Source organism: Mesorhizobium sp. M1406, from assembly GCF_040317555.1.
In the GTDB taxonomy this organism is placed as follows: Bacteria; Pseudomonadota; Alphaproteobacteria; order Rhizobiales; family Rhizobiaceae; genus Mesorhizobium.
The window spans coordinates 160,144-180,653 of sequence record NZ_JAMYKW010000007.1 but is presented as its reverse complement, the minus strand read 5'-3'; the positions used below and the strand labels follow the sequence as shown (position 1 = coordinate 180,653).

Annotated in this window: 21 protein-coding genes and 1 pseudogene; 8 read left to right on the top strand and 14 right to left on the bottom strand. The window is 62.7% G+C overall.

The features are described from left to right. The first annotated feature begins 84 nt into the window (after positions 1-84). Entirely contained in the window at positions 85-1,008 is a 924-nt protein-coding gene (locus NKH03_RS09665; RefSeq protein WP_352870383.1) for a LysR substrate-binding domain-containing protein, read from the top strand. 27 nt (positions 1,009-1,035) lie between these two features. Here NKH03_RS09665 and der read toward each other — a convergent pair whose 3' ends face one another. Both der and NKH03_RS09655 read right to left on the bottom strand, forming a co-directional pair. Next, complete coding sequence (gene der, locus NKH03_RS09660) at positions 1,036-2,469, bottom strand: ribosome biogenesis GTPase Der (RefSeq protein WP_352968204.1); 1,434 nt, start codon at positions 2,467-2,469, stop codon at positions 1,036-1,038. Then, positions 2,466-3,131: a tetratricopeptide repeat protein gene (locus NKH03_RS09655; RefSeq protein WP_023759057.1), complete on the bottom strand. Its 666-nt coding sequence runs from the start codon at positions 3,129-3,131 to the stop codon at positions 2,466-2,468. The genes der and NKH03_RS09655 overlap by 4 nt, the downstream gene beginning before the upstream one ends. A 230-nt stretch (positions 3,132-3,361) precedes the next feature. Between NKH03_RS09655 and NKH03_RS09650 the strand changes: the two genes are divergently transcribed. Beyond that, on the top strand, positions 3,362-4,369 hold the full coding sequence (locus NKH03_RS09650) for a polysaccharide deacetylase family protein (RefSeq protein ID WP_352870410.1): 1,008 nt from the start codon (positions 3,362-3,364) through the stop codon (positions 4,367-4,369). A gap of 33 nt (positions 4,370-4,402) precedes the next feature. Here the strand turns inward: NKH03_RS09650 and sbmA are convergent, their stop codons facing one another. The 3 genes from sbmA to NKH03_RS09635 all read right to left on the bottom strand — a co-directional run bounded on the left by sbmA (position 4,403) and on the right by NKH03_RS09635 (position 7,517). Next, positions 4,403-5,662 carry a peptide antibiotic transporter SbmA gene (gene sbmA, locus NKH03_RS09645; protein ID WP_352870385.1) on the bottom strand — a complete coding sequence of 420 codons (1,260 nt, stop codon included), beginning with the start codon at positions 5,660-5,662 and terminating at the stop codon, positions 4,403-4,405. Between the two features lie 114 nt (positions 5,663-5,776). Next, entirely contained in the window at positions 5,777-6,937 is a 1,161-nt protein-coding gene (locus NKH03_RS09640) for a YbfB/YjiJ family MFS transporter (protein ID WP_352870386.1), read from the bottom strand. A gap of 373 nt (positions 6,938-7,310) precedes the next feature. Then, the gene (locus NKH03_RS09635; protein ID WP_352870387.1) at positions 7,311-7,517 is read right to left on the bottom strand and encodes a hypothetical protein; all 207 of its coding nucleotides are present in this window, start codon (positions 7,515-7,517) and stop codon (positions 7,311-7,313) included. A 97-nt stretch (positions 7,518-7,614) separates the two neighbouring features. Between NKH03_RS09635 and NKH03_RS09630 the strand changes: the two genes are divergently transcribed. From NKH03_RS09630 to NKH03_RS09620, 3 genes are read left to right on the top strand one after another with little or no spacing between them, the layout of a single operon-like run. Next, complete coding sequence (locus tag NKH03_RS09630; RefSeq protein ID WP_352870388.1) at positions 7,615-8,607, top strand: LysR substrate-binding domain-containing protein; 993 nt, start codon at positions 7,615-7,617, stop codon at positions 8,605-8,607. After that, positions 8,604-9,860: an aminopeptidase gene (locus NKH03_RS09625; RefSeq protein WP_352968203.1), complete on the top strand. Its 1,257-nt coding sequence runs from the start codon at positions 8,604-8,606 to the stop codon at positions 9,858-9,860. Before NKH03_RS09630 ends, NKH03_RS09625 begins: the two co-directional genes overlap by 4 nt. An 18-nt stretch (positions 9,861-9,878) precedes the next feature. Further along, the gene (locus NKH03_RS09620; RefSeq protein ID WP_352870390.1) at positions 9,879-10,235 is read left to right on the top strand and encodes a DUF488 domain-containing protein; all 357 of its coding nucleotides are present in this window, start codon (positions 9,879-9,881) and stop codon (positions 10,233-10,235) included. A gap of 254 nt (positions 10,236-10,489) precedes the next feature. On the opposite strand, the gene NKH03_RS09615 is transcribed toward NKH03_RS09620, so the two are convergent. Beyond that, a complete protein-coding gene (locus NKH03_RS09615) occupies positions 10,490-10,843 on the bottom strand; it encodes an ArsC family reductase (RefSeq protein WP_352968202.1) in 354 nt (117 codons plus the stop codon). A gap of 74 nt (positions 10,844-10,917) precedes the next feature. On the opposite strand from NKH03_RS09615, the gene NKH03_RS09610 reads away from it, so the two are divergent. Further along, positions 10,918-11,034, top strand: coding sequence for an SRPBCC domain-containing protein (locus NKH03_RS09610; protein ID WP_352870411.1), 117 nt, complete (start codon positions 10,918-10,920; stop codon positions 11,032-11,034). Between the two features lie 104 nt (positions 11,035-11,138). Here NKH03_RS09610 and NKH03_RS09605 read toward each other — a convergent pair whose 3' ends face one another. Continuing rightward, positions 11,139-11,492, bottom strand: a complete 354-nt coding sequence (locus NKH03_RS09605) for a SnoaL-like domain-containing protein (protein WP_352870392.1) — start codon at positions 11,490-11,492, stop codon at positions 11,139-11,141. Positions 11,493-11,652: 160 nt separating this feature from the next. On the opposite strand from NKH03_RS09605, the gene NKH03_RS09600 reads away from it, so the two are divergent. Continuing rightward, positions 11,653-12,357 (top strand): SOS response-associated peptidase, encoded by a 705-nt coding sequence (locus NKH03_RS09600; RefSeq protein ID WP_352870393.1) that lies wholly within the window; start codon positions 11,653-11,655, stop codon positions 12,355-12,357. Positions 12,358-12,825: 468 nt separating this feature from the next. Here NKH03_RS09600 and NKH03_RS09595 read toward each other — a convergent pair. The 7 genes and pseudogenes from NKH03_RS09595 to NKH03_RS09565 all read right to left on the bottom strand — a co-directional run. Continuing rightward, a pseudogene (locus NKH03_RS09595) lies at positions 12,826-12,924 on the bottom strand (hypothetical protein); the annotation flags it as partial. 39 nt (positions 12,925-12,963) lie between these two features. Continuing rightward, positions 12,964-14,049 carry an ABC transporter ATP-binding protein gene (locus NKH03_RS09590; RefSeq protein ID WP_352968201.1) on the bottom strand — a complete coding sequence of 362 codons (1,086 nt, stop codon included), beginning with the start codon at positions 14,047-14,049 and terminating at the stop codon, positions 12,964-12,966. Continuing rightward, positions 14,039-14,647, bottom strand: coding sequence for a cupin domain-containing protein (locus NKH03_RS09585; RefSeq protein WP_352968200.1), 609 nt, complete (start codon positions 14,645-14,647; stop codon positions 14,039-14,041). The genes NKH03_RS09590 and NKH03_RS09585 overlap by 11 nt, the downstream gene beginning before the upstream one ends. A gap of 177 nt (positions 14,648-14,824) precedes the next feature. Continuing rightward, entirely contained in the window at positions 14,825-15,994 is a 1,170-nt protein-coding gene (locus tag NKH03_RS09580; RefSeq protein ID WP_502913496.1) for an ABC transporter substrate-binding protein, read from the bottom strand. Then, entirely contained in the window at positions 15,979-16,842 is an 864-nt protein-coding gene (locus NKH03_RS09575; RefSeq protein WP_352968199.1) for an ABC transporter permease, read from the bottom strand. Before NKH03_RS09575 ends, NKH03_RS09580 begins: the two co-directional genes overlap by 16 nt. Next, the gene (locus NKH03_RS09570; RefSeq protein WP_352968198.1) at positions 16,839-17,723 is read right to left on the bottom strand and encodes an ABC transporter permease; all 885 of its coding nucleotides are present in this window, start codon (positions 17,721-17,723) and stop codon (positions 16,839-16,841) included. The genes NKH03_RS09575 and NKH03_RS09570 overlap by 4 nt, the downstream gene beginning before the upstream one ends. A gap of 101 nt (positions 17,724-17,824) precedes the next feature. Beyond that, positions 17,825-19,108 (bottom strand): NAD(P)/FAD-dependent oxidoreductase, encoded by a 1,284-nt coding sequence (locus NKH03_RS09565; protein WP_352968197.1) that lies wholly within the window; start codon positions 19,106-19,108, stop codon positions 17,825-17,827. A gap of 225 nt (positions 19,109-19,333) precedes the next feature. Between NKH03_RS09565 and NKH03_RS09560 the strand changes: the two genes are divergently transcribed. Further along, a complete protein-coding gene (locus tag NKH03_RS09560; protein ID WP_352968196.1) occupies positions 19,334-20,485 on the top strand; it encodes a fumarylacetoacetate hydrolase family protein in 1,152 nt (383 codons plus the stop codon). Positions 20,486-20,510: the final 25 nt, after the last annotated feature.

The window sequence follows — 20,510 nt, the reverse complement described above, 5'->3', positions numbered from 1 at the left end:
TTGACGGTCTATCTCTAGCGTCGTAATTTGATCCTGAAAATCAGGAAGTTTTAAAACAACTATCCTGAAAATCGGGATTATAATATGCGACGCGTGACCTTCGATCTCGACGTTCTCCGCAGCTTCGTCACCGGCATGGAGCTGGGCAGCTTCGCCAAGGCGGCTGACCGGCTTGGTCGGTCTACGTCGGCGGTCAGTGCGCAATTGAAGAAACTGGAAGAACAGGCGGCGACGCCGATCTTCCGCAAGTCGGGGCGCGGCCTCGCCTTGACCGAGGCCGGCGAGACGATGCTCGGCTATGCGCGCCGGCTGATCGAGCTCAATGACGAGGCGGCATCCGCCATCCATGACGTGGAGTTGGAAGGCTGGGTACGGCTCGGCCTGCAAGAGGATTTCGGCGAGGCGGTGCTGCCCGACGTGCTCGGCCGTTTCGCCCGCGCCCATCCCAAGGTCAAGATCGAAGCCAGGATCGCGCGCAGCCACGACCTTGCCGAAAGGATCGTGTCAGGCAGTCTCGACATCGCGCTCGCGTGGCACAGCGGCGAGACGCTGCCCTACAGCGAACACGTCGCCGATGTGCAGATGCGCTGGATCGGTCCGGCAAAGCGCATCGAGGCCAGCCTGCGCCACAGTGAGCCACTGCCGCTGGTGGCGCTGGAAGCGCCATGCCTTTTGCGCAGGGTTGCAACCGAAACGCTCGACCGCGCCGGCCTGTCGTGGCGGATGGCGTTTTCCAGCCCGAGCCTTGGCGGCATCTGGGCAGCAGTTGCGGCGGGGCTGGGGTTGACGATCCGCACCGACATCGGCCTGCCGGCCAGCGTCAGCGCCATGACGCCGGAGATCGCCGGATTGCCGGCGCTGCCCAAGATGGCGTTGTTCCTGCATCGCAAGGACGCCGAAGCCGAGCCAGTGGCGGCCCGCCTCGCCGATATATTGCTGGATGCGGCGCGGCAAGCACTGCCCGAAAATGCGCGGGCCGGCGACAGCGACCTGCGCAACGTGGCGTGATCATGGCGCGCCAAGGGGCGCCGATAATCAGCTGCGTTTCTTGGACCTGCCGGCGAATGGATTGTCGGAGGTGCGCAGCGCAATGCGGATCGGCACGCCGGGCATATCGAAGGCTTCCCGCAGGCTGTTGGAGAGATAGCGGACATAGGATTGCGGCATCGCATCCGGCCGCGAGCACTGGACGACGAAACCCGGTGGCCGGGTCTTGGCCTGGGTGATGTATTTTACCTTCAGCCGGCGCCCGGCCACGGCGGGCGGCGGATGATGCGCCAGGATGCCTTCCAGCCAGCGGTTGAGCTTACCGGTCGAGACGCGGCTGTTCCACACCTTGTGCGTCCTGATGACGGCATCCATCAGCTTGTCTAGGCCGCGCCCGGTCTCGGCCGAGACGGGTACGGCCTGGAGGCCGCGCGCCTGGGGAAGAAGCCGCTCCGTCTTCTCGCGCAGTTCGGCCAGAAGCTCCTGGGGATGGTCGATCAGGTCCCATTTGTTGAAGGCGATCACGGGTGCCCGGCCTTCCCTGATGATCAGGTCGGCGATCTGCAGATCCTGCTTCTCGAAGGGAATGGTGGCATCGAGTACGATGATGACGATCTCGGCAAAGCGGATGGCGCGCAGGCCGTCCTGCACCGACATCACTTCCAGCTTTTCGTGGATCCTGGCCTTGCGGCGCATGCCGGCCGTATCGAACAGTTTCAGCCGGCGGCCATGCCAATCCCAGTCGACGGAGATGGAATCACGGGTGATACCGGCTTCCGGTCCGGTGAGCAGCCGCTCTTCGCCGATCAGCGCGTTGATCAATGTCGACTTGCCGGCATTGGGACGACCGACGACGGCGATGCGCATCGGCTTGGTGTCGTCATAGGTGTGCTCGGCATCAGGATCGGCGATATCCTCGCCGATCAGAACCTCGCCGGCAGCGACTTCTTCGTCTTCGCCATCTTCATTTTCGCCAAAGGCACGCGCTTCGCCGAGCGCGCCGATCACGGCGTCGCGCAAATCGGGCATGCCCTGGCCATGTTCCGCCGAAACCGGGATCGGCTCGCCAAGGCCGAGTTCCCAGGCCTCCAGCATGCCGCCCTGGGCACCCTTCGCCTCGGCTTTGTTGGCGACCAGCACCACAGGCTTGCCGGACTTGCGCACGATCTCGGCGAAGGTCCTGTCGTCGGGCAACAGGCCAGACTTGGCGTCGATGGTGAAGAAGATGAGGTCCGCCTCGCGGATGGCGATCTCGGTCTGCGCGCGCATGCGGCCGGGCAAGGTCGAGGCGCCCGCATCCTCGAAGCCGGCGGTGTCGATGACGTCGAAATGCAGATCGTAGAGCTTGGCGGCATGGACGCGACGGTCGCGGGTGACGCCAGGCGTGTCGTCGACAAGCGCCAGCTTCCTTCCCACCAGCCGATTGAAAAGAGTCGATTTGCCGACGTTAGGTCTGCCGATGATGGCGACTTTGAAGGTCACGACGCACTGCCCGACCCGCGGATCAGTTCGGACATCAACGTTGCACGCTCGCGGGTGTTGCGCGGCGCGCCGTCATCGGCGGCGATCTGGTCGAACAGCTTTAGCGCGTCCTGGGTCTTGCCTTCCTTCCAGGCGGAAAGGCCGAGTGCCTCGCGCGCCGTATGGCGCAGCGTGTTGGTGTCGGATGTGAGCGCTTCGACACGGCTGGAGACGTCGGCGAAGGAGCCATGGTCGACAAGCAGGAGTGCTGCCCTGAGGCGCGCCATGTCGCGAATGCCCTGGGGAATGGCGGTGTCGGCGGCGACATCGTCGAAATCCTTGACGGCGGCGGCGACGTCGCCCTTGTCGGCCTTGACGGTTGCGCCGCGCATGCGCGCGAGCAACGGATAGGCGCCGTAGCCATCCTTCTCCAATTGATCGAGCGCGGTCAGCGCTTCGTCGTTCTTGCCGTCATTGGCAAGCTTCAGCGCCTGCGAGAACGCATCGCCGGAGCGGTTGGCGCGCGTCTCGTCCCAATAGCGATAACCGACGAAAGCGGCGGTACCGAGCACCACGAGGATCGCGAGGACAAGCAACGCGGGACCAAAACGGTCCCACAGCGCATGCGCCTGGTCGCGACGCATCTCGTCGTTGACTTCACGGATAAAACTGTCGTCGGACATCGATCAAAACCATTCCTGCCCGGTCGGGCCTTTGTCAGCCCGCGTTTTAGCGAAATTTTGTCGGCATGGAAGGGGTTCAACCGGAAAATCGCCTATTCCCTAGGGCAAACGGATGTTTGCCCCGGGCAAGCAGCCGAAAAGGCCAATCGCACCCACGCCACATTTCGGGGATAGCCGGCTTCCAGACGTCCCCCAGAATGCAGATCAGAAGAGTGCAGATCCGATTGCCTATGCTTCGTCCGTTTCGCGCTGTTGCGTTTTCCCTCGCCTCGCTCGCCACTGCCGGCGGGGCTTTGGCCGATCCGCCCGCGCCACCAATACCGGCAAAGCCCAAGCAGGCCGTCATCATCTCGTTCGACAGCGCCCGCGACATTTCGCAGTGGAAGCGTAGCCGGGCACTGGCGCAGCGCACCGGCGCGCACTTCACCTATTTTCTCTCCTGCGTCTTCCTGCTGTCGCCGGAAACACGCAAGCAATACGACGCACCCGGCAAAAGCGCCGGCAAATCCAATATCGGCTTTGCCGCCTCGAAGCAGGAAGTCACCGAGCGGCTCGAACAGATCGGCCTTGCCGCGCATGAAGGCCACGATATCGCCAGCCATGGCTGCGGCCATTTCGACGGCAAGGACTGGAGCAAGGCCGACTGGCTGAAAGAGTTCAGTTCGTTCGAGCACATTCTCGAGAACGCCTATGCGATCAACGGAATTGCGCCCGAACCCGAGGGCTGGCGCGATTTCGCGCGGCATGCGGTGGCCGGTTTTCGCGCGCCGTATCTGTCGGCGAACAAGGCCCTCTACGAGGCTCTGCCGGCGGCCGGCTATCAGTTCGACGCCAGCGGCGTCTCGCAGGGGCCGGCCCGGCCGATGGCCGGCAACGGCATCATGCAGTTTTCGCTGCCGCAGATTCCGGAGGGACCGAAGTCACGGCCGGTGATCGCCATGGATTACAACCTCTATGTCAGGCATTCCGGCGGCTTCGAGCGGCCAGGCAAGGCGGACGAATTCGCGAACCGCACCTATGATGCCTTCCGCGCCGCCTTCGACAAGCAGTATGCGGATAAGCGCATTCCGCTTGAGCTCGGCTTCCACTTCACGCCGATGAATGACGGCGCCTACTGGAACGCGCTGGAGCGCTTTGCCGGCGAGGTCTGCGTCAAGGCCGATGTCGAATGCATCAGCTTTCGCGACTATGTATCGCGCCAAGATGCTGCCCAGAAGCAGGGCTCGGTGGGCGGCTGAGCCGCCAACCCGGTTCGATTTCCAACCTGGCCTTTAGGCCGGATCTTCAACGCCCTGTTTTGCCAGATAGCGCTGGTCGATGTCCGGCAGCGGCTCGCCGAGCAGGGTCGCCTCGAAGGCGCGCAGGCGTTTGTGGACCGATTGCAGCTCAACGATTGTCGACCAGGAGGTGAGCAGAAACTGCAGCGACCCGGTCACTTTACCGAATGCATTCGAAATCTGGTTCAGCGCGCCGAACGTTATCTTGTGTGCAACCAGCGACGGACCCAGGATCAGCAGCGAGAAAATGTTGTCGGCCTGCAGGTAGGTGTAACGGACGACGTTGAAATAGATGTAGTGGAAATAGAGCCTGAAATAATTGTGACGAACGTTCGCGAACAGCTCGGCAGTGGTGGCTGGCTGGGCCCTGTCCGCGTGATCCTCGCCGTAGACGAGTTCCTTGCGATAGGCGGCCTCGACGCGCTGGTTGCGGAACTGCAGTCCTGGAAGCTTCATGCCGGCAATCATGACCGAGATCGTTCCGAACAGACACCAGGCAAGGGCCGCGACCACCAATGGCTGCGGGATCGCGCCGATAATCGGCAACTCGGTGATATGGGCCTGCAACTGGATCATGACCGGCAGGAATGCGATCAGGGTCATGATCGACTGGACGAAGCTGGAGCCGAGATCCTCCATGATCTGCGAGAACCGCATCGTGTCTTCCTGGATACGCTGCGAAGCACCCTCGATATGTCGAAGCCTGCCCCAGTTCTCGACAAAATAATCATTCATCGCCGTGCGCCAGCGGAAGATCCAGTGGCTGACGATGAAGGCATTGACCACCTGCACGTTCATGCCGATCAACGCGAGCCACGAAAAATCTGCCAATCCGATATAAAATTCGGCGTTGGTCGACTTTCCGGTCCCCGACATCAGTCCCTGCACATAGTCGAAGAATGGCCCGTACCAGGCGTTGACGGCGACACTGACCTGCACATTGAAATAGATGAAGAACAGGATGACTGAGGTCATCAGGATCGACCAGCGTTGCCATGGATGCGGCGAATACCAGCTCCAGAACGCATAGAAGACGGCCACGCAGAACGCGAAATAGAGATAAAACCATAGAAACGGCGGCGACATGAGAATGGCGATGCCGATAATGGGCGGCGCGCCGGCCATGGCGGGCGGCAATCCGAAAACCGCGCCCAATTGTTCACCACCGAAAAACCAGAACAGGATCGCCGCAAGGCTCCAGACGGCGGCCGAAGAGAAAAAAAGCTTCGGCTGCGGGAAAAAGGATACGAACACTGTGGGGAATTCCTCGATCTAGGCGCAAATCAGCTGACTACGGCGGGCATAAAGTCACACATTAGCTGGAAAGAAAATGCCCGTGCCCGATGCCCGCACCGAGCAACCCCACAATCATGGCGATTTTGGCGCAGCCGACCATGTGAGGCCGCCGGAGACGACCAGCATGATGGCGGCGGCGATCGAGGCGAGGAAGAAATCGCCGGACATTTGCGCCAGCAGCCCGGCGGCGATCGGGCCGATGATCTGGCCTACGCCGAACGCAGCCGTCATCAGGGCAAAGATCCGCCGCGGCGCCTGCGGTGCAAGCTGTCTGGCGGCCTGCAGGCCAAATGCGGTGATGGCTATGAAGGTGCCGCCGAGCAGCACGCCGCCGAGCAACGGCCCGGTACGTCCGCCGATGGCGACGCTGGCGGTGACGCCGACAACTTCGATGATGCATGCCAGCGCATAGGCGGCATAGAGGCCGGTCCGAGCGGCGATCTTCTGCCAGAGCCAGGTCGAGGGAAAGCCGGCAAGGCCGGCGACCATCCACACCATGGTCTCGAAGACCCGGCTGCCGCCGCCTTGCCGAACGATGGCGACCAGGAACGTCGCCGTCACCACGTAGCCGAAGCCGAACAGGCCGTAGGCAATGATGACCTTGACCAGCGACCGGTCCATCCGCAGTGCCGGCTCGCGGGCGACTTCGCCATTGGTGAGCGGACCCTCGTCGACCATCAACGCCACGAGTACGAACCCGCAAGCCGAGATTGCCGCCGACCACAGCCAGCCCGCCGCCCAGCCGGCATGTTCGGTGACCAGCACCGCCATCATCGCCGCGGAGATTGCGATGCCGAGGCCGACGCCGCCGAAATGCAACGCCTGCAGGTCGCCTCGACCGGCAGCCGCGATATGGCTGAAAACGATGCTGGCCATGAACACCATGACGAAGGCGCTGGCCAGGCCGGCCAGAAAGCGGACAACGAGAAAGGCGGCCATCGCATCGGTCAGCCCCATCAGCGCGGCCAGGACCGCACTGGCGCCGAGCCCCACCAGCATCAGCAGGCGCTCGCGTCCATGCGCCCAGCCGCCCGCCGCGGCCAACGCGCCAATGAGATAACCGAGATAGTTGGCGGAGGCGATCCATCCGGCATCGGCCGGCGACAGATGCAGTTCCTGCATCATGCCGGGCAGGATCGGCGTGTAGACGAAGCGGCCGATACCCATGGCAACCGCCATGGCAATCATGCCGGCGAAGGTGAAACGCAGCGCTGTTGACGTGGCTGATGTCATTGCACTGCACAATAGAATTGGCTGGCGCCGAAACAATCAGATTTGTGTTGGGCCAGCCTAGCCCAGTGGCGACTGGCCACTGGCGGATCGCGCGTATTCTATCGTTGCTTCGTCCGTTCGTGTCTCGTCGCGAAGATCTCAACGCCAGCGCCGCCCCTCATCGCCCTGCCGGGCACTTCTCCCCGTATAGTGACGGGGAGAAGGACGCTGTCATCGGCGATTTCTCCAATCTCAACGCTGGAAAGGAGAGCGCCGAGATTGCGGTCATCCCCTTCTCCCCGTCACTATACGGGGAGAAGGTGCCGGCAGGCGGATGAGGGGCGGCGCTGGCGTCGACAATATCGCCTCTCTCCCTGGTTGCCGCGTCCGCGGTTTACCGGCAGCCTGCCGTCTCATGCACTGTTCGCCGCGCCGTCAGCCTGAACGGCACGTCGCCAAGTTGACGCTCCGACATGGTGTTCAGCACGGGATGCGAAAGCGGATCGGTCAGCCATCTCTGCGCCTCGCTCTCCCGGCTGGGCTCATATCCGGAACCTGCAGCGAAAAACCCCTTCAGCGACGACGACAAGATCCTTAGCATTTCTGGCTCCGCGGGTCTGTCTTTCCTTGCATAAAATCTGCCGTTTCGACGGGTCTTTCAATTGAGATTTCGGCCGGACCGGTTTAGAAAATCTCAAATGACCATGCTCAACCGCGTTCATCTCAACGGCCTTCGCGCCGTCGAAACCGTTGCCCGTCTCGGATCCCTGGCGGCTGCCGCCGGTGAACTCAACGTGTCCGTCAGCGCCGTCAGCCAGCAGATAAGCCGCACCGAGAAGCAGCTCGGCCAGGCGCTGTTCGAACGAACGGCGAGCGGTCTCGTGCTGACCGAATTCGGCGCCGTCTTCGCGGCCCGCCTTGGTGCAGGATTTCGCGAGCTTGCCCAGGCCGTGGCGCTGGCCGACGAGGCGACGCAATGCACCTTGGTGGTTTCGGTGGCGCCGGCCTTTGCGTCAAAATGGCTGCTGCCGCGACTGTCGCGTCACTTCGCCCGGCATCCCAACGTGCTTTTGCGCATCGACGCTTCGGTGCGGCTGGCCGATCTCGATCATTCCGACATCGACATCGCCATCCGGCTTGGCGACGGCAAGTGGCCGGGCGGGCGGACGGAACTGCTCTTGGCGCAGGAAGTCTTCCCGGTCTGCGCGCCGGCGATCGCCAAAAGACTGAAGTCGATCGAGGACCTTGCCCAGACCTGCGCGATCACCGACGAGCGGGCGATGATCAGTTGGGATAGCTGGTTCGAGACGGCCGGTGTCCCGCCGGTCACCTTCCTGAAGGGCGCGCGTTTCACCGACCCGATGCTGTGCCTGGAATCGGCGATTGCCGGCCATGGCGTGATGCTGGGCTGGCAGTTGCTCGCCGCCGATGCGCTCGCCGATGGGCGACTGGTGGCGCCGTTCGGAATCCGCGCCCAGAGCGGCCTCGGCTATTGGCTGGTGACCTCGTCCGCGAGGGCCGAAAGCCGCAAGGTTCGGGATTTCAAGATCTGGATCAGGGAAGAGATCGAGGCGACCATGGCGCAGTTCGGGTCGGCAACCACTGCACCCGCCGGCGCGATCGCGGTGGAAACGACCGTGGCGCCGCTCTATGATGAGTCGGACATCAAACTACGACAGGCAGGATCATGACCACACATTCGCGCGGCGTTTCCGCATCGATCGACCCGGTGAAGCTCGACAGGCTGGCGGAAGTCGCCATCAAGGTCGGGCTGCAATTGCAGCCGGGACAGGACCTGGTGGTGACATCGTCGATCGCGGCACTGCCGCTGACCAGACGGATCGTCGAGCACGCCTACAAGGCCGGCGCCGGCCTTGTGACGCCGATCTTCAACGACGACGAGATGACGTTGGCGCGTTACCGCTTCGGCGCCGATGCAAGCTTCGACCGCGCCGCCGGCTGGCTCTACGAAGGCATGGCGAAGGCCTTTTCCAACAATGCGGCCAGACTTGCCGTGCGCGGCGAGGATCCGTCGCTGTTGTCGGCACAAGACCCGGCGAAAGTGGCGCGCGCCAACAAGGCGAATTCGATGGCTTACCAGCCGGCGCTGGAAAAGATCACCGGCTTCGACATCAACTGGAACATCGTCGCCTATCCGGACCTCGCCTGGGCCAAGCAGGTTTTCCCCGGCGACGCCGACGATGTTGCGGTCGCAAAGCTCGCCGACGCCATTTTCGCCGCATCGCGGGTGGACGTCGAGGATCCGATCGGCAACTGGAAGGCGCACAATGCGGCACTTCGTGACCGCACGGAATGGCTCAACGGCCACAATTTCCATGCGTTGCACTTCACCGGGCTGGGCACCGATCTGACCGTCGGGCTGGCGGACGGCCATGAATGGATGGGCGGCGCTTCGACCGCCAAGAACGGCGTCACCTGCAACCCCAACATCCCGACCGAAGAGGTCTTCACCACGCCGCATGCGAGGCGGGTCGAGGGTCATGTCTCCTCGACCAAGCCGCTGTCCTACCAGGGCACGATGATCGACGAGATCTCGGTGCGTTTCGAAGAGGGCAGGATCGTCGAGGCCAAGGCATCAAAGGGCGAGGACGTGCTGAAGAAGGTGCTCGACACCGACGAGGGCGCACGCCGCCTCGGCGAGGTGGCGCTGGTGCCGCATTCCTCGCCGATTTCGGCGAGCGGGCTGTTATTCTTCAACACGCTGTTCGACGAAAACGCCGCCTGCCACATCGCGCTCGGCCAGTGCTATTCGAAGTGCTTCGTCGACGGCGCCTCACTCAGCCAGGACGAGATCTCTCAGCGCGGCGGCAACAAGAGTTTCATCCACATCGACTGGATGATCGGTTCGGACAGGATCGACATCGACGGCGTCCACAAGGACGGCGCCCGCGTGCCTGTGATGCGCAAGGGCGAGTGGGCCTGACCGTTTACGGAGGGTCCGATGGCCTTCGATCTGGCGGTCAAGCGGATCTACGAGCCACCCGCGCTCGACGATGGGCAGCGGGTTCTGGTCGACCGCATCTGGCCGCGCGGTGTCAGCAAGGAGGATGCCGCGCTGACGCTGTGGCTGAAGGAGATCGCGCCGAGCGACGACTTGCGCAAATGGTTCGGCCATGAGGCGGAGCGCTGGGCTGAGTTTCAGGAGCAGTACCGGGTTGAGTTGGACGGGAATGAAGCTGCGGTGGACAAATTGCGCGGCCTGCTCCGCCACGGCAAGGTGACGCTGCTCTATGGCGCACATGACGAAGCCCACAACAACGCGGCGGCGCTGGCGGGCTATTTGCGCGGGACAGGCTGAAGCGCTTACGTCCTACAACAGCGGCGATTGGCGAAAGCCGAGGCGACATCCGATCTCCCCCTTGCGGGGGAGATGCCCGGCAGGGCAGAGGGGGTGCTGTCCCGCCGACCTTTCAACCACTCGCATCCTCATGCTTCGACCGGTTCGTGTCGGAACAATTTCGTCAACAGATGGCGATCCTTCACACCCCCCTCTGGCCTGCCGGCCATCTCCCCCGCAAGGGGGGAGATCGGCAGTTCGCCGTTCCGCTGGCTCTACTTCTCACCTACCGCCTGCTCATAAACATCCGGCTTGAACCCCACCAGAATCCGATCACCTGTCTCCAGCACCGGCCGCTTGATCATGGTCGGCTTGGCCAGCATCAGCGCCTTGGCCTTCTTTTCATCCAGCCCTTGCTTGTCCTTGTCCGCCAGTTCGCGAAACGTGGTGCTCGCCTTGTTGAACAGCTTTTCCCAGCCGACCTTGCCAACCCAGCCGTCGAGGCGCTTGGCGTCCAGCCCCTCTGCCCTGAAATCGTGGAACCGGTAGGCAACGTCACGGGCCTCCAGCCAGACGCGCGCCTTCTTGACCGTGTCGCAGGTGGTGATGCCGTAGATGGTGATGGTCAAAACAGTGGCCCTTCGGACTTCGAATCTGATCGCAGACTAAGGGCGCCCACCGCACTTTGCCAGCGGCCGCATCCGTGCCCGGCGGGCTGTTCCGGACGCGCATGCAGTCGCGGGACGGCAATGAGGTCAATGACCGCCATTGCTGCTTTCTCGAAATCGTGCCGAACGAGCGGCTGGTTTGGCGTATGTGAAGACGATCTGAACCTCTCACATGGCGGCCAAGACATCGTCTTGGCCGCCACGCTTATCTCTACCCAGCTACGAAGAGAGCAGGCTCCCCAACGCCGTTCCGGCCTCAGTAGTAGAAGCGCTCTTCGGTAATCTTGCCATTCTTGACCGTGTACAGGCCAACCTCATCCATGGTGACACGCTCGCCGGTAGCCTTGGGCGTTATGTCGAACTTGAAGCGCACCGCGAATTGGTCGCCGTTGACATAGGGCCCCTCGACCGAGCCGCCATGCACTTCGTTGTTCTCCTGCCACCATTGGCCCTTCTGTTTGAGAGCCTCCTTGCCACGAGAGACGGCCATCGGCCCCTCCATGGCTTCGAGGCTGACAATGTCATCGGCATTGTATTTCTCGGCCGCAGCTTCGTTGTTCCCCTGCTTTAGCAGCTCGGTGAAGTCCTTGGCAATTTCTGCAATGGTCATTTGTGTTCCTCCGTTTAGACGAATTGCAAATAGGGAACAGCTTGCTGGCCTGCCATCGTCATCCGCTCGGTAGCTGACAAGCCATGTCAGGATGATATCGCGCGGACCGGCTCCCGCACATTCGGTTGCGGACACGAGCCATTTCCGCGATCCTAGGTGAATGTGCAACCTCTACAACATCACCACGACGCAAGAGGCGGTCCGCCAATGGACGCGCACACTGCGCGATATCAGCGGCAACCTTGAGCCTTCCGTGGACATCTATCCCAACCAGCCCGGCCCGGTCGTTCGCAACACGGCGGACGGGGAGCGTGAGCTGGCGAAACTGTTTTGGGGTTTGCCAACGCCGCCTGAACGCATGAAGGGCAAGGCGGACTACGGCACCACAAACGTTCGCAATCCGCAATATTCTCACTGGCAACAGTTTGTTGGCATCGAGCATAGATGCGTCGTGCCGGTGACCAGCTTTGCGGAACCCAGCCCTACACCGAACGACAAAGACCCGGAAACAGGAATCCAGCGCAATTATTGGTTTGCCCGTGATGAAAGCCGACCTTTATTTTTCTTCGCTGGTTTTTGGACTCGTTGGCATGGCGTGCGGAAAGTCAAGGATGGTCCTGCTGACTTCGAGTTGTACGCCTTCATGACAACCAAGCCTAATGCACTCATCGCGCCAATCCACGAGAGGGCCATGCCCGTGATCCTGACGACGTCGGAAGAGACCGAGGCTTGGCTGACAGCGCCGTGGTCAGACGCGCGGCATTTGCAGCGGACAGCGCTCGACGACGCGTTGGTGATCGTCGAGAAACCAGCCACACAGATCAAATTCCCGCAGCAGGCTCCGGCCCAGGGATCTCTTTTCTAAGCTGCAGGATCGCCGTGTCAGCCCCTTCCTCAATCCTCGTCTCGCCAAATCGCTCGGCGAACCACGCGGATTTCGACAAGGCGTCTGACACGAATTTTCAATCGTTCGACAGCACTCGGAAGGATGATATCGGCGTCAAGCTCGCGTAGTTTGCAGCGTTCGCACCGCATATGCCGTTCCACATCCCAAAAGGGGATGTCACCGACCAGCTTTGCGAGATCGCCGGGCAAGTAGTGCCGAGTGATGTTGCAGTTCCGGCATCGGACACGAACGAGTTGCCCGACGTCGTGCGCCAGGCACAGAGTTTGCACATTTCGGCGCGGTCGGCTGCTGGGTTCCGGCATCGGCCAGATCTAGGAATGTATTCCTTGCCAGTCAATCCATACTTAATTCCATGTGTTCACAACCGGCAGGAGGATCCCAGATAGGCCCAGGCCGACCGCCGACGCGAACCTGGTCCTAGACCCACTAAACCCCATAGCCGATGATGTCCTTGACCTCGAGAAAATCGTGGATCGCCCGGTCGTCATTTTCGCGGCCGCGGCCTGAGTGCTTGTAGCCGCCGAACGGCGCAAACGTGTGTTCCGGTTGTTATCGTCGATGAAACTAGCCCGGCAGCATGGGGCAGTTGGCGCCACGGCGCAGGCTGATATGCGCGACGTCGCCGACGCTGAATTGAAAACCCTCGGCCTGGCGCGGCGCGTCGACGACAACAGGTGCGCCCTGCCCGAGTTCGGCATGCAGGCGCAGCGTGCGACCGTGAAAGACGATGCTGTTGACGCGTGCCGGCGCCGTACCGGCCGCGGCCTCGGTGGCGGCCAGCAGATCCTCTGGTCGCACGCCGACGGTGCGCATGGCCCCTTCAGCGGGAGCGTCGCCGGCTTCGGACGTGGCCTCCAGCGGCAGAGCGCCGGCGACGAAATGCAGGCGATCGCCGTCGCGACCAATGAAACGCGACTGCAGCAGGTTCATCGTGCCGATGAAGCTGGCGACGAATGTGGTGGCTGGCCGGTCGTAGAGTGTGGCCGGCGGTGCGATCTGCTCGATTCGGCCCTTGTTCATGACGACGATGCGGTCCGAGATCGACAGCGCTTCGGTCTGGTCGTGCGTGACCATGACGAAGGTGGTGCCGAGCCGCGACTGCAACCGCTTTAGTTCGACCTGCATCTGCTCACGCAGATGCGCGTCGAGCGCCGACAGCGGCTCGTCGAGCAACAGCACGCGCGGTTCACAGACAATGGCCCGGGCGAGCGCGACACGCTGGCGCTGGCCGCCCGACAGTTCGGAGACGCGGGCGCCGATCTTGTCGGCGAGGCCGACCATGTCGAGCGCTTCGCCGACGCGTTTTGCCTGTTGGCTGCCTGAAAGCTTGCGCAGCGACAGGCCGAAGCCGACATTTTCTTCAACGTTCATGTGCGGAAACAGCGCGTAATCCTGGAACACGGTGTTGACCGGCCGGTCGTAGGGCCGCAGCGCCGTGATGTCGCGGCCGTCGAGCAGCACCTTGCCGCTCGACGGGCTTTCGAAGCCGGCGATGACGCGCAGGCTGGTGGTCTTGCCGCAGCCGGACGGGCCGAGCAGCGTGATGAACTCGCCGCTGACAATGTCGAGATCGACGACGTCGAGCCCGACGATGCCGCCGGGAAAGATTTTCGAGACCGCCTGCAGCCGGACGAGGGGATCAGGCGCCATCGCGAACCTCGGACGGCTTCGTGGTGTTGACCCAGAGGATCTGGCAACGCTCGGCGCCCGGATTGCGGAAGGCGTGCAAAAGCGTGCTCTTGAAGGCAAAACTGTCGCCCGCCTTCAGCACGTATCTTGTCGCATCCACCATCAGTTCGACCTCGCCCGACAGCACGAAGCCGAACTCATGGCCGGCATGGGCATAGGCCTCGGCCGTGCCGCCGCCGGCTTCCACCGTCACCAGCATGCCGGTCAGCGTCGCGCCAGGCGGCGACAGCAGCGCCTTGGCAATGCCTTCCGATTTGACCGGGATCTGCCGCCGCTTGTCGGCACGCACGCAATAGAGATCGTTGGCGGCATCGTTGCCGTCGGCGATCAGCGCCGACGGCTCGATGTCGAGGGCGGCAGCGAGCGGCCAGATCACCTTGACGCGCAGCGAGGACATGCCACGCTCGATCTGGCTCAACGCACCGATCGACACCCCTGCCCTGGCGGCAAGATCGGCCAGCGACAGCTTGCGCTCGAGCCGCAGCGCCCGCACGCGCCGGCCGACCCGCACATCGGCATCGTCCTTCGGCTTCTCAGCCGCTTCGTCCAGCATGTCCATTCATCCGTCCTCGTTTGCTTTTCCCTTCTCCCCTTGTGGGAGAAGGTGGATCGGCGCGAAGCGCCGAGACGGTTGAGGGGTGTTCCAGCGGAATGAGACGCTGGTGTTCCCTGGAACACCCCTCATCCGTCGCCTACGGCGACACCTTCTCCCATAAGGGGAGAAGGAAGAACGCCCTTACCCGCCTGCCTTGACCTTTTCGAACATCTTGGCGAGGTCGTCATTCTGTTTCATCGGTCCGGTGAAGATGGTGGTTTTCAGCATCACCTCGGGATCGGACGGCAGCTGCAATTTCTCCAGTTCCTCCTTCGGCACGGTGGCAAAGGCGGAGCTCAGCGAGCTGCCATAGCCATAGGCCTCGATCAGGTATTTGCCGGAATCGGCGTCCAGCCGGCTGTTGATGAAGTCATAGGCAAGATCGACATTCTTGGCGTCCTTGAGCATGACGAAACCGCAGGCCCAGGTCAGCATGCCTTCCCTGGGCTTCATGAACTCGACCGGCACGCCCTGCTTCTTGAGCGAGGTGGCCGACGCGTTCCAGGTCATGGCGGCGACCAATTGGCCGCTGGCCAGCGCCTGTTCGACCGAGGTCATGTCGGTGGTGTAGTTGGAGAGCAGCGGGCGCTGCTCGCGCAGCTTCTCGGCCACCTTGTCCATCTCGGCAGGCGTCATGTCGAACGGATTGACGCCGGCAAGGAGTGCGGCAACGATCGGCGTGTCATGCACCGCGTCGATGGTCGCCATGCGGCCGGCATACTGCTTGTCCCACAGGAGATTCCAGCTTGCTTCCGGGTTCTTCACCAGATCGGTGCGGTAGAGGATCGAGGTGTTGCCCCAATCCCACGGCACCATCCAGACCTTGCCGTCACCGGCCTGCAGGTCGGGCAGGTTCTTGAACACCGGGAAGATCGAATCCCAGTTCTTGATGCGCTTGGTATCGATCGGCTGCAGCAGGCCTTCCTTGTTCCAGCGCGCCACCTTGTCGTAGCAGGGATGCGCGATGTCGGGGCGGAAGCCGGCCTTGACCTTGGTGAAGGCGTCATCGTCGTCACCGAAGATCGAGGCCTCGACGCCGTCGGGGTGCGCCGCAAGGAAGCTCTTGTTGAAATCGGGCAGTTCGTAGCCCGACCAGGTGAAATATTGCAGCTTGTCGCCGGCGAAAGCGACGGTCGACGACAGCGCCAATGCCAAGGCGGCCAGGCCGGCCCGGACCGTCTTTCCGGATATCGGGTGGCCGGATATCGGGTGGCCAGATATCGGGTGGCCAGATTTCAGGTCGCCAGATTTCAGGTCGCCAGACTTCAGGTCGCCAGATTTCAGGTCGCCAGATTTCAGGTCGAATGCCATTGCAGTTCTCCTCTCTTGGTTTGTTTTGGTTGTGGTGGATCGGCGGGCGCCGCCGCGGCCAAGCCGCGATGGCGCAGGATCTCGGCTGCTGCAGCGATAACGAAGGACACCGCCAGGATCGACGTGCCCAGCGCCATGACCGTCGGCAGCGATTTGGGAAACCGCAGCTGGCTCCAGATGTAGAGCGGCAGCGTCGGCTCTGTGCCGGCCAGGAAGAAGACGACGATGAATTCGTCGAAGGAGATCAGGAAGGCCAGCATGAAGGCCGAGACGATGGCCGGCAGGCTGAGCGGCAGCATGACCCGCCGGAAGGTCGTCCAGTCGGAGGCACCGAGATCGAGAGCCGCCTCGCGAATGGTTTTGGGGATGGCGGCGAAGCGGCTGCGCATGATCACCACCGTTGTTGGCAGCGCCACCAATATGTGCCCGAGAACGATGGCGATGCGCGATGGCCCGAGGCCGATGAGGTTGATGAGGATCAGCAGCGATATGCCGACGATGACGCCGGGGATCAGGATCGGCAGCCGGGCAATGGCGCTGATGGCGGCGGCCAGCGGCGAGCGGCCATAGAGGTCCATATAGGACACGGTGATGCCGCACAGCGTCGACCCCGTGGCGGCAAGGGCACCGATGGCGAGGCTGTTCAGGAGCGCACCGGTCAGCGCCGAATTGCCGAACAAGGTGGCGTACCATAGCAAGGTAAAGCCTTGCAGCGGAAACGCTGCCTGGATCGAGTTGTTGAAGGAAAACAGCGGGATCAGCAGCACCGGCAGATAGAGAAAGACCAGATAGGCGATGACGTAGGCGCCAAGCCAGCGACCGCCCCGCTGCGTGCGTGTGGTGCTCATGTCCGGCTGCCAAATCTGCGGTCGGTGAAGCGCGCGACCAACACCACGGCAAGGATGACCAGCATCACGGCGACGGAGAGCGCGGCGCCAAACGGCCAGTCATTGGCCTTGCCAAATTGCGCCTGGATAAGGGTGCCGATCATGGTGCTGGCCGGACCGCCGACGAGAGCCGGCGTAACATAATCGCCAACCGTCGGCACGAAGACGACAAGGGCTGCCGCCAGCACTCCCGGCATCGAATTGGGCAGCACGACACGGCGGAAAGAGGTGAAGGGCCGCGCGCCGAGATCGGAAGCGGCCTCGATCAGCGATTTCGGGATCGTGTCCAGCGCCACATAAATCGGCAGGATGGCGAACGGCGCATAGGCATGGGCAAGCGTGACGACGACGGCGGCCGGCGTGTTGAGAAAGGCCAATGTCGGCTCGGACCAGATGCCGCCTTCGATCAGCGCCGAGTTCAAAACGCCATTATAGGCGAGCACGATCTTCCAGGCGAAGACGCGCAGGAGATAGCTGGTCCAGAACGGCAGCGTCACCAGGAACAGCAGCAGGCCGCGCCGCCGGCCGGCGTGGAAGGCAAGGTAGTAGGCGACGGGATAGGCGGTGACGACGGTGGCCAGCGTGACAAGCGCCGCAATGACCAATGAGCGCAGCGTCACCGTCCAGTACAGTGGATCGGACACGACAGTCGCAAAATTCGCCGCGGTGAAACCGGCGCCGAGCAGCGAACCGTCATTGCCGCGAAAGGCGAGGAAAAGCACCAGGCCGAGGGCAAACAGGATCAGCAGGAAGGTGACAAGCGCGCCCGGCAGCAGCATGGCGACCCGGAAGCCCGATGACGACCGGGCCTCTGGCGCTGATGCTGCAACGAGGGTCGACATCGACCTGCCTATCGAATTTTGAAATTGGCCTAGATTTTTTCATATTCATGAAACTGTCAAGCGGAATCCTTAATCGGGACCGTTGGCATGAATTGCCGTGGTCAGCGCTCCAGCGCGTCGAGCAGGCGATACCAGGCGATGGTCGCGGCGACGCCGACCTGGCGGAAGGCGTGGAATGGGATCGGCCGGATCGGTGAAAGCGGAAACGGCAATTGCCTCGCATCTCCACTTTGGAGATAGCCAGCGACACGTTCGCCAAGCGCTGTCATCAGGCCGACACCGCGGCCCTGGCAGCCGACCACGGCCAGCAGGCCCTGCTCCGGCACGTGGATGTGCGGCAGGTGGTCCGGCGTCATCGCCACCCGGCCAAACCAGCGCTTCTCGATCGCGATTTCGGACAGCATGGGATAGAGCCGCCGCAGCGCCCGCTCGAGATGTGCCCAGTCACTTGTGCTCGTCGGCAGCGCCATGCGCCCGCGCCCGCCGAGCACCAGCCGGCCGTCGGCGCTCTTGCGGTAATAGACGAGGATGCGCCTGGAGTCCGACACCGCCTGCCCCTCAGGCAGGATCGTGGCCGAAACGTCGGGCGGCAATGGCGCTGTTGCGATCTGGAACGAATGCAACGGCACGATAGTCTCGGCGAGGCCGGGGATCAGACCATCCGTATAGGCATTGGTCGCCAGCACGACCGCTTTTGCCTGCAATTGCAGCCCGTTCTCCGTTGAGATCCGCCAAACGCCGGCGCTTTTCCCCAACCGGACCACCTTCTGGTGTTCGGCGATTTTCGCACCCGTGGCCGCGGCAATTCGTGCCAGTTCCGATGTGTAGGCTAGCGGATCGATGACACCCGCGCGGCGATCTAGCCAGCCGCCGAGATAGCCCTGCGCGCCGGTCTTGGCTGCGATCTCAGCCGCGCTCAGAAGTTGGACATCGGCGCCGCGCGCCCGCCATTGCCGGTCACGGTTTGCCGCCGCCTTCAGCGCGACCTCGGTGTGCGCCGCCTGGATCCAGCCATGGCGAACGAAAGGGACCGTCAGCTTCTCGTCGCGGATCAGTTCGAACACTGCATCGGCGGTTGAAGCGGCGAAGTTGACGAGCGCCTCGCCGCGCTCCGGGCCAAAATGCTCCAGCAGCCATTCCGGATCGTATTTCAGGCCGGGAATGACCTGCCCGCCATTGAGCCCCGACGCGCCCTGACCGATTTCGCCGGCCTCCAGCACCTGAACGGACAGGCCAAGCCGGGCAGCATGCAAGGCGGTCGACAGGCCCATGATGCCGCCACCGACAATGACGACGTCGGCACGTTCGCCGCTGGGAAAAAGCGACTGAAACCTGGAAGTTGCCTGCGGCTTGCGCCAAATCGGATCGGAGAATGGTGCGGGCAAAGGGGTCACCTGGATGTGTTGCGGGCTGGTGAAAATCGTAGTGAGGATTTCACAATTTTGAAAGACCACTTCAGTTTTCGTCTGTGGACCGACGCCGACAGACGAGATCAGAAGCTGGAATCTCGATCGCCAACGACGGGATAGACCTTTGACGGGAATCCGGTGAAAGTGCCGCGCCGATCCAGCCAGCCGCTTTTTTCGATCATTTCAGAGGACCGAATACCAATGACGAACCAGACGCATCTGCCCACCGAGGGCCTTTTTGTCGGCCGCGCCAGCAGCGCCTCGCATCCGCTGGTGGTCACGGTGCGCGACGGCACGGTCTTCGACATCACGTCGCGCGCGGCGCCAACCATGCGCGACCTTTGCGAAATGGGCGACCCGGCAGGGCACGTCCGCTCGGCCAAGGGCAGACCGATCGGGTCGCTCGATGACATCGCCGCCAACAGTTTCGAGGCGACACGCGATCCGACAAAACCCTATCTGCTGTCTCCGGTCGATCTGCAGTCGGTAAAAGCCTCGGGCGTTACCTTCGTCGTCAGCCTGCTGGAACGGGTGATCGAGGAACAGGCGCGCGGTTCGGCTGAAAAGGCCGACGCCATCCGCGCTGACATTGCCGGACTGATCGGCCACGATCTGTCGAAGCTGAAGCCCGGTTCGCCCGAAGCCCTGGAGATCAAAGCCAAGCTCATCGCGCGCGGCGCCTGGTCGCAATATCTGGAAGTGGGCATCGGCCCAGATGCCGAGATCTTCACCAAATGCCAGCCGATGGCCTCGGTCGGCTTCGGCGCCGATGTCGGCCTGCACCCCGTATCGACCTGGAACAATCCGGAGCCCGAGATCGCCATGATCGCCGCCAGCAGCGGCAGGATCGTCGGCGCCACCATCGGCAACGATGTCAACCTGCGCGACGTCGAAGGGCGTTCGGCCCTGCTGCTCGGCAAGGCGAAGGACAACAATGCCTCGGCCGCGCTCGGTCCCTTCATCCGCCTGTTCGACGACACGTTCTCGATCGACGACGTCAAGCGGGCCGTCGTGCACCTGAAGGTCGAGGGCGAGGACGGGTTCTCGCTGGAGGGCGCAAGCTCGATGGCCGAGATCAGCCGCTCGCCGGAAGAGCTGGTTGCCGCCGCCATGGGTCCGCACCACCAGTATCCGGACGGGCTGGCGCTCTATCTCGGCACCATGTTCGTGCCGTCGAAGGATCGCGGCGAGAAAGGCAAGGGTTTTACCCACAGGGTCGGCGACATCGTCACCATCTCGTCGGAAAAATTCGGCGCGCTGGTCAACAGGGTGCGGCTGTCGCCCGATTGTCCGCACTGGATCTACGGCGCCAGCCATCTGATGCGCGAATTGGCGAAGGCCGATCTCATCTAGCATCTCGACACCCAGCCAGGCTGCG